Origin of the sequence: Brooklawnia cerclae (assembly GCF_011758645.1) — a bacterium.
Classification (GTDB): Bacteria; Actinomycetota; Actinomycetes; order Propionibacteriales; family Propionibacteriaceae; genus Brooklawnia; species Brooklawnia cerclae.
The window spans coordinates 1-12,845 of the sequence record NZ_JAAMOZ010000006.1 but is presented as its reverse complement, the minus strand read 5'-3'; the positions used below and the strand labels follow the sequence as shown (position 1 = coordinate 12,845).

Annotated in this window: 11 protein-coding genes; 4 read left to right on the top strand and 7 right to left on the bottom strand. The window is 69.2% G+C overall.

The window, feature by feature from the left end; all coding sequences use genetic code 11:
* Nucleotides 1-2: 2 nt before the first annotated feature.
* Genes FB473_RS17385 through FB473_RS17355 form a run of 7 tightly spaced genes read right to left on the bottom strand, consistent with a single transcriptional unit; the run spans nucleotide 3 to nucleotide 7,038 of the window.
* Entirely contained in the window at nucleotides 3-1,481 is a 1,479-nt protein-coding gene (locus FB473_RS17385; RefSeq protein WP_167172089.1) for an aldehyde dehydrogenase (NADP(+)), read from the bottom strand.
* 13 nt (nucleotides 1,482-1,494) lie between these two features.
* Nucleotides 1,495-2,496: a proline racemase family protein gene (locus tag FB473_RS17380; RefSeq protein WP_167172085.1), complete on the bottom strand. Its 1,002-nt coding sequence runs from the start codon at nucleotides 2,494-2,496 to the stop codon at nucleotides 1,495-1,497.
* A gap of 4 nt (nucleotides 2,497-2,500) precedes the next feature.
* Nucleotides 2,501-3,424, bottom strand: a complete 924-nt coding sequence (locus FB473_RS17375; protein WP_167172082.1) for a dihydrodipicolinate synthase family protein — start codon at nucleotides 3,422-3,424, stop codon at nucleotides 2,501-2,503.
* Nucleotides 3,421-4,860 carry an NAD(P)/FAD-dependent oxidoreductase gene (locus FB473_RS17370; RefSeq protein WP_167172079.1) on the bottom strand — a complete coding sequence of 480 codons (1,440 nt, stop codon included), beginning with the start codon at nucleotides 4,858-4,860 and terminating at the stop codon, nucleotides 3,421-3,423. Before FB473_RS17370 ends, FB473_RS17375 begins: the two co-directional genes overlap by 4 nt.
* Nucleotides 4,857-5,162, bottom strand: coding sequence for a (2Fe-2S)-binding protein (locus tag FB473_RS17365; RefSeq protein ID WP_167172076.1), 306 nt, complete (start codon nucleotides 5,160-5,162; stop codon nucleotides 4,857-4,859). The genes FB473_RS17370 and FB473_RS17365 overlap by 4 nt, the downstream gene beginning before the upstream one ends.
* Nucleotides 5,159-6,352, bottom strand: a complete 1,194-nt coding sequence (locus FB473_RS17360; RefSeq protein ID WP_167172073.1) for an NAD(P)/FAD-dependent oxidoreductase — start codon at nucleotides 6,350-6,352, stop codon at nucleotides 5,159-5,161. The genes FB473_RS17365 and FB473_RS17360 overlap by 4 nt, the downstream gene beginning before the upstream one ends.
* Nucleotides 6,349-7,038: a GntR family transcriptional regulator gene (locus FB473_RS17355; RefSeq protein ID WP_167171666.1), complete on the bottom strand. Its 690-nt coding sequence runs from the start codon at nucleotides 7,036-7,038 to the stop codon at nucleotides 6,349-6,351. Before FB473_RS17355 ends, FB473_RS17360 begins: the two co-directional genes overlap by 4 nt.
* A gap of 235 nt (nucleotides 7,039-7,273) precedes the next feature.
* Between FB473_RS17355 and FB473_RS17350 the strand changes: the two genes are divergently transcribed.
* The 4 genes from FB473_RS17350 to FB473_RS17335 all read left to right on the top strand — a co-directional run.
* Nucleotides 7,274-9,043 carry an ABC transporter substrate-binding protein gene (locus FB473_RS17350; protein ID WP_167171663.1) on the top strand — a complete coding sequence of 590 codons (1,770 nt, stop codon included), beginning with the start codon at nucleotides 7,274-7,276 and terminating at the stop codon, nucleotides 9,041-9,043.
* A gap of 65 nt (nucleotides 9,044-9,108) precedes the next feature.
* Complete coding sequence (locus tag FB473_RS17345; RefSeq protein WP_167171662.1) at nucleotides 9,109-10,995, top strand: dipeptide ABC transporter ATP-binding protein; 1,887 nt, start codon at nucleotides 9,109-9,111, stop codon at nucleotides 10,993-10,995.
* Nucleotides 10,992-11,954, top strand: coding sequence for an ABC transporter permease (locus FB473_RS17340; RefSeq protein WP_167171660.1), 963 nt, complete (start codon nucleotides 10,992-10,994; stop codon nucleotides 11,952-11,954). The genes FB473_RS17345 and FB473_RS17340 overlap by 4 nt, the downstream gene beginning before the upstream one ends.
* Nucleotides 11,951-12,845 (top strand): ABC transporter permease (locus FB473_RS17335; RefSeq protein WP_167172070.1); only part of this gene is annotated, 895 nt, incomplete at its 3' end. The genes FB473_RS17340 and FB473_RS17335, both read left to right, overlap by 4 nt.

The following is a 12,845-nucleotide window of genomic DNA, read 5'->3' as shown; positions in this document are numbered from 1 at the left end:
CGTCAGTACCGGCCGGTGAGCTCGCCCCACGAGGTGGAGGCTCCGGCGGGGGAACGCCGCTGTGGCACGCCCCATGGGTTGTCGTCGCGAACCGCCGGCGGGAGCAGGCTCGCGGGCACGCTCTGGTAGCAGACCCCGCGCAGGAACCGGCCTATCGCCGCGGTGCCCACCGACGTGGAGTCGATGGTCGTGGCGGGGGACGGCCCACCGTGCTGCATGGCCGGGCTCACCGAGACCCCGGTCGGCCAGCCGTTCACCAGCACGCGGCCGGCGATCCGTGACATCGCCTCGATCAGCGGCGCGACCGTGGGTGTCTCGGACTCGGCGAGGTGGATGCTCGCCGTCAGGTTCCCAGGGAACAGGACGGGCAGTGCCGAGGTGACGTCGGCGAGCGAGTCGTAGCGGACGAGGACGCTGAACGGGCCGAACACCTCGTCCAACACATCGGGACCGGCCGCGACCAGCTCGGACAGGGTCGTCTCGACCAGCGTCGGGCGTGCCCAGACGAACCCGTCCTCGTCGGTTCGCACGCCGCCGTCGGCGATCACGTGGGCTCCGGCGGCCAGCACCGCGCCGCGGCGATCGACGTAGCCCGCGGAGGTGCCCCGGGTGAGCAGGCGATGTTCGGGGACGACGTCCGCCGCCGCGCGGATCACGTCGTCGGTCGACGCCGCGTCAGGGACGAAGAGGAAGCCCGGCTTGGTGCACAGCTGGCCCGCGGAACCCGCGACGCTCGTGACGAATCCCTCGAGGATCGCGGCGCCGCGTTCCGCGACGGCCGCGGGGGTCACGACCACGGGGTTGACGCTGCCGAGCTCGCCGTAGAACTGGATGGGTGAGGGACGCTCGGCCGCCGTCCTGGCGAGCATCGCGCCGATCCTCGTCGAACCGGTGAAGCTCGCGGCCTTGATCCGTTCGTCCTGGAGAGCTTCGATGCCCGCCTGCTGACCCGTGATGAGGCCGATGACCCCGTCGGGCATGCCGGTGCGTCGAGCGGCCGTGACGAGTGCCTCGGCGGTGCGCGCCGAGAGCCCGGGATGCCCCGAATGTCCCTTGACCACGACCGGGCACCCGGCCGCGAGCGCGGCGGCGGTATCGCCGCCGGCGACCGAGAAGGCCAACGGGAAGTTCGACGCCGCGTACACCAGCACCGGGCCCACGGGCACGTTCATCCGGCGCAGATCGGGGCGCGGCCCGATGGCGAACCCGGGATCCGCCTCGTCGATCCTGACGTCGAGGTAGGCACCCTCGACGACGACCTCCGCGAACAGCCTCAGTTGATAGGCCGTGCGGCGCAGTTCGCCGGTCAGGCGGGCCTCGCCCAGCCCGGTCTCGGCCATGCCGAGACCTACCAGCTCCGGCGCGCAGGCCTCCAGTTCCTCGGCGGCGGCGACCAGGAAACGCGCGCGTTCCCCGGGGTCGGTGGCCGCGTAGCCCGGCGCCGCGGCAGCGGCGGCAGCGATGGTGTCTTGCCAGGTCATGAGTTCCTCGATGTCAGAAGACGAAACCGCGGGGGTAGGGGTCGTTCGGGTCGAGCAGGTACTGCGCGGTGCCGGTGACCCAGGCCCGCCCGGTGATCTGTGGGGTGACCGCCGGGATCCCCGCCACCTCGGTGGTGCCGGTGAGTCGTCCGACGAAGGTGGAACCGATGAACGACTCGTTGACGAAGTCGGTCCGGAGCGGAAGCTGCCCGCGCGTGTACAACTCGGCCATTCGTGCGGACGTCCCGGTGCCGCACGGTGAGCGGTCGAACCAGCCGGGATGGATCGCCATCGCATGCCGCGAGTGCTGCGCGGTCGACCCGGGGGCGATGAACTCGACGTGGTGGCAGTAGTCGACGCCCTGGATCTCGGGGTGGGACGGCGGGGCCTGTGTGTTGATGGCATCCATGATTCGCAGGCCGGTCTTCAGGATGTCGGTCTGCCGCGTCCGGTCGAAAGGCAGTCCGACGTCGTCGAGATTCACCATCGCGTAGAAGTTGCCGCCGAACGCCAGGGAGTAGGGAACCGTGCCGACCCCGGGCACCTCGATCGTCTCGTCCAGCCGCTCGGTGAAGGCCGGCACGTTGTCGAGGGTGACCGAGACGGCGCGACCGTCGGTGACCGCGACGGAGGCGACGACCAGCCCCGCGGGTGTGTCGAGCCGGATCGTGGTGACCGGTTCGACGACCTCGACCATTCCGGTCTCCACGAGGACGGTGGCGACACCGATCGTGCCGTGCCCGCACATCGGCAGGCAGCCGGAGGCCTCGATGAAGACGATCCCCCAGTCACAGTCGGGTCGTGCCGGCGGCTGGAGGATCGCCCCCGACATCGACGCGTGTCCCCGGGGCTCGTTGACGAGCAGTTGGCGGATGTGGTCGAGGTGCTGGATGAAGTACAGACGCCGGTCGTTCATCGTGTCACCGGGTATCGGCCCGACGCCCCCGGTGATGACCCGGGTGGGCATGCCCTCGGTGTGGGAGTCGACGGCGTGGAAGACCTTTGACGACCGCATGGCTCTACTGTGCCGCGCGGGCTGCCAGGGCCCTCAGGGCGTACTCGGTGTCGGCGCGCACCTGGGCCTCGTGCGCCGGGGTGAGCGGTCCGCGCGGCGGGCGGGTCACCCCGCCGTAGGAGTTGCCGCAGATGTCCATGGCGAGCTTGATCGCCTGGACGAACTCGACGCGGGAGTCCCAGCGGAAGATCGGCACCAGCCCGCGGTAGAGCTGCTTGGCCTCCTCCACACGCCCTTGCCGCATCAACTCGTACAGTTCCACCGACTCGGCGGGGAAGACGTTCGGGAATCCGGCGAACCAGCCGACCGCCCCGTCCACCATGAGTTCGAACAGGACGTCGTCGGCGCCGGCGATGACGTCGATGTCGCACAGTTCCTTGATCTCGAAGACGCGCCGGACGTCCCCGGAGAACTCCTTGACCGCGATCACCTCGGGGATCTCGGCCAACCGTGAGACCAACTGGGGCGTCAGGTCGACCTTGGTGTCGAACGGGTTGTTGTAGGCCATGATCGGCAGACCGACCTCGGCGACCCTGCGGTAGTGCTCGACGACCTCGTCGTCGTTGCAGTGGTAGATGATCGGCGGCAGCAGGAGGACGGCGTCGGCCCCGTCGGCCTGCGCGTAGCGCGCCCACTGCTGGGCCTGGTGCCAGCCGACCCCGTGGCTACCGGCGATGACGATGCCGCGGCCCGCAACGGCGTCCACGGCCACCTTGATCACCTGGCGGCGTTCCTCGTCGGTCAACGAGGAGTACTCACCGAGGGAGCCGTTGGGCCCGACGCCGCGGCAGCCGTTGCTCATGAGGAAGTCGACGTGCTCCCCGAACTTGTCGTAGTCGACGGCGAGCCCGGCGGGAGCGGAAGAATCCGGCTTGAAGGCCAGGGCGGTCGCGACGACGACTCCCCCCAGGTCGATGGTGCTGCTCATGAACGTCCTTTCGGTTCGGTACGTACCGGTGCCGGCACGTGGGATTCGGCGGAGCGGGCGAGGTCGGACAGCGCGATCGGTGCGGCGATGGGCCGCCGGTCGATGAGTGCGCCGTCGGCGGGCTGGTCGACGCCGCTGTGAGCGGCCAGCAGGGTTTCGACGGTGCGGCCGCAGATGCGTCCCTGGCACAGGCCGAGCCCGGCACGGGTCGTGAGCTTGGCCGACCGCAGGCCGTTCGTCCCGGATTGGTCGAGCATCGAGCGGATCCGGTCGTAGGAGACTTCCTCGCAGCGGCAGACGAGGGTGTCCGGGCGCAGCCAGTCGATCCAGCCAGGGCGGATGCCGTGAGCCGCCTCGATCCGGTCGGCGAACGCCGCGAACCGGTTCCTGGCCCGGACGGCACCGGCGACCTCGGGGTCGCCCGCGGAGCCGCCGGCTGCGCACCAACCCGCGATCCGGCCGGTGGCCAGGGCATGGTCGACGCCGCCGAGCGTGGTGATCTCACCGGCGGCCCAGACCTCGGTGGCCGACGTGTGCTGCTCCGGGTCGACACGGATGTGGCGGCTCGGCGTCAGATCGCATCCGGCGGCGACCGCGAGCTCGACCCTGGGCACGAAGCCATGCCCGAGGCACACGGTGTCGCAGGGAATGCGGCGCTCGGTGCCGGCGAGCGGGTGCCAGTCGGCGTCGAGCCTGGCGACGGTGACGGCCTCGACCTTCGAGGTCCCGTGGATGGCGATGACCTGGCTGCCCAGGTGGTAGGGCACGCGCGCCCGCAGGTGGTGACCGAGGTAGCCGGCCATCTCGGCGAGCTTGCCCCCCGCGGCGAGCAGCTCCCAGGGGCGGGCCCCCCATCCGCGCAGCATCGCCTTGGCTCCGGACGCCTCGAACACGCCGAGCACGTGGGCACCCGCCTGTCCCAGCGACCGGGTCACAGGGAAGAGGAACGGTCCCGCTCCGGAGACCACCACCTCGCTGCCGAGGGCGATGCGCTCTCCCTTCGCCATGGCCTGGGCGGCACCCGCGGTGTAGACGCCCGGAAGCGTCCACCCGGGAACCGGCAGGGCACGGTCGTGGGCACCGGTGGCGAGCACGAGCGCGTCGGGACGTAGAGCGCGTTGCTCACGGCCCTCGGCGTCGGCTGCACCGACGGCGACGCGGAGGACCAGACCGTGGTCGTCGCGCTCGACGGCCCACACCTGGGCCGAGCCGACGATGTCGGCCCGCTCGGTCGCGGCGCGCAGACGCTGGAACTCCGTCCAGTGGTGGTGGAGCGCCGGTTCCGCCGCGGACGGGCGGGTCGGGGGAAGATGCCGCCAGTACTGGCCGCCGGGCAGGTCGGAGGCCTCGAGGATCGTCACGTCGGCTCCGCGACCCAGGGCGGCCTCGGCGGCTGCCAGGCCCGCGGGGCCGGCGCCGATGATCACAACGTTCATGAGTGGTCGTCCTGGGTTCGTATGTCGTCGCCCTCACATGCGCGACGCTGGCAGAGTCGTACGTCGCGGCGTCCGTTGACCTCGGCGACGCAGTCGAAACACACGCCGATGCCGCAGAACACCCCCCGGTGGTTCCCGTCGCGGGTGACGCGCCATGAGGTGATGCCGTTGGCGAGCAGCACCGCCGCGATGCTGTTGCCCGGGACGCCGTGCAGCTCCACGCCGTCGAAGCGGACGGTGATCGGATCGACTCGTTCCGGGCGGATCGGGTCGGCGGCCGGATCGACCGCTCGACTGGTCATCGGGGTTCTCCGTTCAGGTGCTCGGACAGGGAGGGTCGCGTGACCTGGAACGCGTCCGTCCCGATGGCGGGGGCGCGGCCGGCGACCTGGTCGGCGAGCAGTTCGGCGGATATCACCGACAGCCCGATGCCGGCGCCCTCGTGGCCGGTGACATGCGCGAGGCCGGGCAGCCGGGGGTCGAGGCCGATCACCGGCAGATGATCCGGCAGGTACGGGCGGAAGCCGCCGTAGCTTCTCAGCAGGCTCATGCCGGCCAGCACGGGAAACAGCTCGATGGCCTTGCGTGCGAGCTCGGCCAGCACGTCGACCTCGAACGACTCGGTGAACCCGATCCGCTGGCGGGACGAGCCGATGAGCACCGTACCGGCCGGTGTCGACTCGACGACTGTCGAGGTCTGGAGGCCGCTGTCGGCGGACTGGGTGGTTCCGAAGTAGTCGCCGTCGTAGACCTTGTGGAAAACCTTCTGCGGCATCCGCGACGTGACCAGCACCATGCCGCGGCGGGGCAGGACCGGCAGCGGGACGCCCATCCGCCGTGCGACGTCGCCCGACCACGGCCCGGCCGCGTTGACCACCAGATCGGCGGGAAAGGTGCCGCCCGGGGTGAGGACGCCGGTGAGGGCGCCTCCGGAGTCGAGCACCGGGCCCAGCACCTCGGTTCCGATGTGGACGCTCGCTCCCGCGAGGCGTGCCGAGGCGAGCAGAGCCTCGGCGGCGATGGTGGGCTGCAACTGCGCGTCCTGCGGGTACCACACCGCCGCGGTGCAGTCGGGCCTCAGGTACGGTTCGAGCCGGCGGGTGGAGGCGACATCGAGGGCCTCGGCATCGATGCCGGCGCCGCGCTGCTCGGCGGCGAAGCCGGTCAGGGCCGCACCACCGGCCTCCGTCGTCGCGACCACCAGGCCGCCCTTGGGCTCGAACTCGATGTCACCGAGGGGCTCGCCGAGTTCGGCCGCGAGTTCGGCCGCGACCTGGGGCCAGCGCGCCCGGGCGGCTTTGGCGAGCTCGAGTTCCATTCCCGGACCCTTGTCGGACACGAGCAGGTTGCCCTCGCAGTGGCTGGAGGTCTGGCCGGCGACCGCCCCGCGCTCGAGCACGGTCACCTGGTGGCCGTCCTGGGCCAGCGCTCGTGCGCAGGCCGCACCCATGATCCCGGCGCCGATCACGACGACGCGACGCAAGCCGGTCATGGGAGCTCCGGTCGTCCGGACCACCAGCCCAGGACGTGCCCGATGTGGCTGTGCAGAAGGTCGGCGGCGTCCTCGGCGGCCCCGTCGACGAGCAGGTCGACGAGGTGCTGGTGCTCCTCCGCGGAGCGCAGGAGCGTGGGAGTGCCGACGATGTTGCGCAGGCCGACCATCCTGCTCTGCTGGCGGAGCTCCCGGACGGTGCTCACGAGGCGGTGGTTTCCGGTCAGCTCCAGCAGTGCGCGGTGAAAGCGCCAGTCAGCGGCCAGATAGTTGGACAGATCGCCCTGCGCGGCGTAGCCGACGATGGCGGTTGCCAGGGTGGCGAACCGCTCGGCCTCGGCGACGGGAAAAACCACGGCTGCCTCGCGGATCGCGGCGACCTCCAGCCAGCGCCGCAGTTGGACGACCTCGATGAGGTCCTGCTCGCTCACCTCGGTCACCCGGTAACCCTTGTTCCGGATGGCCTCGACGAAACCGCGGTGCTCCAGGTCGAGCAGCGCCTCACGGACGGGGGTGGCCGAGACGCTGAACCGTTCGGCGAGGCTGGGGACGCTCACCATCTCTCCCGGGGCGAGCTGGCCCGTCGTGATGGCTGAGGACAACTCGTGGAGGACTTGCTCTCGAAGGGTGCGCCGAGTGCCCAGCCGTGTGATGGCTGGTGGCTCGACGGGCACGGGCAGGCTCATGAGTGAAATATTACAGGACTCGTCTGCCGATCTGTCCAGAAGCCACGAAAATGGTCGTGGCGACGGCGTGAGGAAGAGTTGCGTCCGATGATATTACCTAGTCAGAGCGGATTAGAACGGTAGTTTGAGTCGATCTTGTGACACTTACGTATCAGTCATGTTTCCGACGTTCAAGCTCAGTGAAATGTCGTCTATAACATATTACTGATCCATTCGTTTCCCGGAGGGAACCCACATGATCCACCCGAACAAGGCACGGTGGCTCGGCGCTGCGACGCTGTCGGCCATCCTGCTGCTCACCGGCTGTACCGGTTCGTCCGATTCGGGCGACTCCGCGTCCGAAGCCGCCACCACCGGCGGTGTCCTCAAGATCGTCGGCACGGCGGACGTCGACCATGTCGACCCGACCAGTGCCGCCCTGGTGTCGACGAACAACCTGCTCCGCGCCACCACCCGGCAGTTGATCAGCTACGCGGCCTCCACCGACGAGTCGGAGCGGATCGTGGCCCAGGGCGACCTGGCCACCGAGGTGCCGACCCCGACCGACGACGGGCTGGTCTACACCTTCACCATCCGTGAGGGCGCACAGTTCGACGCTCCCTCCGGCGCCCGGCAGATCACCTCGGCCGATATCGCCCGTGGCTTCGAGAAACTGTGCAATCCTTCGATTCCTGCGGCGTCACTGGGCTACTTCCAGACGCTCATCGAGGGCATGGACGAGTACTGCGAGGCCTTCCAGGAGGTGTCCCCCGAGGCCGCGCCGATGAAGGAGTACATGGAGTCCCACGACATCTCCGGCATCGACAGCTCCGACCCGACCAAGCTCGTGATCACGCTCACGGAACCGGCCAGCGACTTCATCTACATGGTGTCGCTGCCGGCTGTGAGCCCGGTCGCGGTGGAGTCGCTCGACTACGTGCCCGATTCGCCGGAGTGGCGGGAGAACTTCATCTCGTCGGGTCCCTACACGATCTCCGAGCACGTGGCCGATCAGTCGATGACCCTGGTCCGCAACGAGGCGTGGAAGCCCGAGTCCGACCCGCTGCGCTCGGCCAATGTGGACAGCATCGAGATCACCTTCGGGGTGAGCGCCGATGCCGCGATGCAGCAACTGCAGTCCGGCGATGCCGACATGACCTTCGACATCACGATCCCCTCGGCGATCCTGCAGCAGCTCACGGCCGTGAACGACCCGAACCTGTTCACCCTGACGTCGGGACAGGTCAACCCCTTCATCTGGATCAACACCAAGACCGACAACAACAACGGGGCCTTGAAGGACCTCAAGGTTCGTCAGGCTCTGAACTACGCCGTGGACAAGGCAGCGGTCGTGCAGCAGCTCGGTGGCCCGGACGTGGCGGCGGTCAACAACGGCATCTTCGGCCCCGGCGTCCTCGGCTACGAGGAGTTCGACCCGTACCCCTCGACCGACTCCGCGGGCGACCCGGAGAAGGCCAAGGAACTGCTCGCCGAGGCGGGCTACCCCGACGGTCTGACCCTCAAGATGCCGTATCGCACGCAGAACGCCGAACCGGCCATCGCCCAGACGATCCAGGCGAGCCTGGCCAAGGCGGGCATCACGGTCGAACTGATCCCGGTGACGCCGGCCGACTACTACTCGAAGTTCATGACCAACCGTGAGAACACGGCATCCGGCGCTTGGGACATCGCCCCGGTCGGCTGGACGCCCGACTGGGCGGGTGGTTCGGCGCGCTCGGTCTTCCAGCCGCAGTTCACCTTCACCGGGACTGCCCAGACCTACAACTACGTCGACTACAACAACGAACAGGCCAACGCGCTGGCCGCTCAGGCGCTGCAGGAGACCGATCCTGACAAGGTCGCAGACCTGTGGCACCAGGTTGACGAGGCGGTCATGGCCGATGCCCCGATCATCTCGGTCGCGGCCCCCAAGGTGATTCTGTATCACTCGACCGCGGTGGAGAACTTCAAGCCGTGGGCGCTGGGCGTCCAGGGTGACTGGACGAACGTCAGCATCTCCCGCTGATCGATCCCGGCCGGCGGGGAGCATCGCGCTCCCCGCCGGCGACCCACGAACTCAGGAGGTCGTCAATGGCGTTGCTGGACGTCGAGCATCTCAGCATCCAGATCCCGACGGAGGATGGGATCATCCACGCCGCTCAGGACATCAGTTTCTCGGTCGAGGCGGGCACGCTGTTCGGGATCGTCGGTGAGTCGGGCTCGGGCAAGTCGGTGCTGACGCAGGCCATCACCGGTCTGCTGCCGGGGGCGTCGGTCACCGGGCGTGCCCTGCTCGACGGCGAGGACCTTCTCGCCCTCAGTCCCGAGGAGCTGCGCCGCAAGCGTGGTTCCCAGATCGGGATGATCTTCCAGGACCCGCTGTCGACGCTCCACCCCTTCTACAAGGTCGGCGCCCAGATCGTCGAGGCCATCCAGGCGCACGAGAAGGTGCCGGCCCGCGAGGCCCAGCGGCGTACCGCCGAGATGCTGACGCGCGTCGGCATCCAACCCGACCAGGCGTTCTCCGCCTACCCCCACCAGTTCTCCGGTGGCATGAGACAACGGGTGATGATCGCGATGGCGCTGATCTGTCACCCCCAGCTGGTGATCGCCGACGAGCCGACCACCGCACTGGACGTCACCGTCCAGCACCAGATCATCGAGCTGCTCGACGAGATGCGTCACGAACTCGGAACGACGATCGTGATGATCAGCCACGACCTCGGGCTGATGGCGACGGTGGCCGACGACCTCATGGTTCTCTACGCGGGCAACCGCATGGAGACCGGCCGCAGCGAGGCACTCTTCCGCCAGCCGGCCCACCCGTACACCGCCGGGTTGCTCGCGTCCTCCCCCTCGCGGGGAGTGCCCGGAGAGCCGCTGGTGGCCATCCCGGGACGCCCGCCCAGCCTGCTGGACGTGGCGGAGGGATGCGTGTTCGCGGACCGTTGCCGGATGGTGATGGAGCGGTGCCGGTTCGAGCGTCCGCCCGTGCGCGTGTACGACGACGGTGGCGAGGCGACCTGCTGGTTGGAGCGCCCGGCGGTGCTGTCCGAGGAGCCCGCACCGCTGCCGAGCCGGACGGGCGAGCAGGTGCCGACGCCGGGGCTCACCCGTCCCGTGGCCGACGATCTGCTGCGCAACACACCGATCGTGGAGGTCAGCGGGGTCCGCGTCAGCTTCGCGCAGCGCGGGACGCTGCGGCGTCAGCCCCCCAGGGAGGTGCTCAAGGGGATCGACCTGGTCGTCCACACCGGGGAGACCGTCGGGCTGGTGGGGGAGTCGGGTTGCGGGAAGTCCACCCTCGCACGAGTGATCGCCGGGCTCCAGCCGATGGACGCGGGCACAGTGCGGCTCGCGGGGCACGACCTGTCGACCCTTGGCGCGCGGCAGTGGCATCAGCTGCGCAAGGAGGTGCAGATCGTGTTCCAGGACCCGATCGGCTCGCTCAATCCCCGCCGGCGCGTGGGAGCGATCATCGGCGACCCGTTCCGGATCCACCATCTGGCGTTCGGGGACGAGCGGCGCCGCCTCGTGCAGCACCTGATGGAGGTGGTCGGGCTCAAGCCCGAGCACTACAACCGCTTTCCCGGGGAGTTCTCGGGCGGGGAGCGCCAGCGCATCGGCATCGCCCGGGCACTGGCACTGAATCCGTCCCTCATCATCTGTGACGAGCCCGTGTCCGCGCTCGACGTCTCGGTCCAGGCGCAGGTGCTCAACCTGATGAAGGAACTTCAGGCTGAGTTCGGGCTGTCCTACCTGTTCATCTCGCACGATCTGGCGGTGGTCCGGCACATCTCCGACCGGATCGCCGTGATGGACGCGGGCCAGATCGTCGAGCTCGGCGACGCCGCGCAGGTCCACGACCATCCACACCATCCGTTCACTCGACGACTCCTGGAGGCGAGCATGCATGCCACACTCCGCGACCCCGGCACACCGAGGAAACTGCTCGTGCAGGCGGGAGAGCGGGCATGAGCGCGATCGAGGTGACGGGACGCGGCGCGCTGGCGCTCACGTGGCGACGCCTGCGCCGCGATCCCGCCAGCGTGGTGGCGAGCTTGTTCATCCTCGCGCTGATCGCGTTCGCGCTCGCCGCACCGCTCGTCGCGCAGTGGACCGGCCACGGCGAGGCCGAGCAGTTCCGCGACACGGGGCTCACCCCGGCGGGGCTGCCGGTCGGCCCGTCCCGTGAGTTCCTGCTCGGCACCGACCACCTCGGGCGGGACGTCCTGGTGCGCCTCGCCTACGGAGCGCGGGTGTCCCTCCTGGTCGGCGTGTTGGCCTCGTTGGCCGCCTCGGTAATCGCCGTGATCGTCGGCACGGTCGCAGGCTTCGTCGGCGGATGGGTGGACACCGTGCTGTCCCGGCTCATCGACCTGGTGATGAGCGTCCCCTTCCTGCTGTGCGCCCTGGCGATCGTGTCCGTGTTCGGAGCGTCGCTGACGCTGAGCGTGAGCGTCATCATCTTCTTCAGCTGGGCGAGTCTCGCGCGCATCATCCGTGGTCAGGTGCTGTCGCTGAGGCAGCGGGAGTTCATCGAGGCGTCCCGCTCGCTCGGTGCGGGGCTCCTGTCGATGATGGTGGTCGACGTGCTGCCCAACCTCGCGGTGACGATCACGATCTACACCACGATGATGATCCCCTCGGCGATCGTGTTCGAGGCGACCCTGTCGTTCCTCGGCCTGGGCATCGTGCCCCCGGCGGCCAGCTGGGGAGGCATGCTCGCCGACGCCTCGGCGTCCTCGGTGTATCTGGCGGCCCCGTGGCTCGTGCTGTTCCCGGGGCTCGCGCTGCTGTTCAGCACATTGAGTTTCAACGTCCTGGGCGACTCCCTTCGGGATGCCCTCGACCCGAAGGCCTCGCGGGTCTCGAGCAGGGCGGCGGCACGACGGTTCGCCAAGATGGCCGCCGCGGGGAAGAAGGTCTCGGCATGATCCGGTTCGTCATGAAGCGCCTGGGCTTCGGAGTGCTGGTGTTGCTCGCGCTGAGCGTGTTCGTGTTCGCCCTGTTCTACGTCGCGCCCGGCGACCCGGCCCGCATGATCGCCGGCGACAAGGCGACCGAGGAGACCCTGGAGCTCATCCGCCGCAACCTCGGACTCGACCTGCCCATCTGGCAGCAGTACCTGAAGTTCCTCGGCAACGCACTGCAGGGCAACCTGGGCTTCTCCTACCGCAACCAGCTACCGGTCGCCCAACTGATAGCCGCGCGTCTGCCCGCGACGATCTCGTTGATCATCGGGGGCGTCGTGATGTGGCTGGCGATGGGTGTGCCGATCGGGGTCTTCTCCGCCCGGCGCCCGGGCAGCATCGGGGACCGCCTCGGCCAGATGGTCACGCTGGTGGGCCTGAGCTTCCCGACGTTCGTGCTCGGCATGGTGCTGTTGTACACGCTGTACTTCCTCCCCCGGAAGAACGGGTTCACGCTGTTCCCGCCCGGCGGATACGTACCGTTCTCCGACGACCCGGTGCAGTGGGCGTGGCACCTCGTCCTGCCGTGGTTCACCCTCGCTCTGGTCACGGCGGCGGTGTACGCGAGGCTGACCCGCGGGCAGCTGCTCGACGTGCTCGGCGAGGACTACATACGCACGGCCAGGGCCAAGGGGCTGACCGAACGCCAGGTGATCTACAAGCACGCGATGCGCTCGACGCTGACGCCGCTGACGACGCAACTCGGCAACGACATCGCGGTGCTCCTGGGCGGGGCGATCGTCATCGAGCAGGTGTTCGGCCTCCAGGGCATCGGCCAGCTCGCGGTCCAGTCGGTGGCCTCCAACGACCGCCCCATCATCATCGGGGTCGTCCTGCTCGGCGGGGTGTCATCGT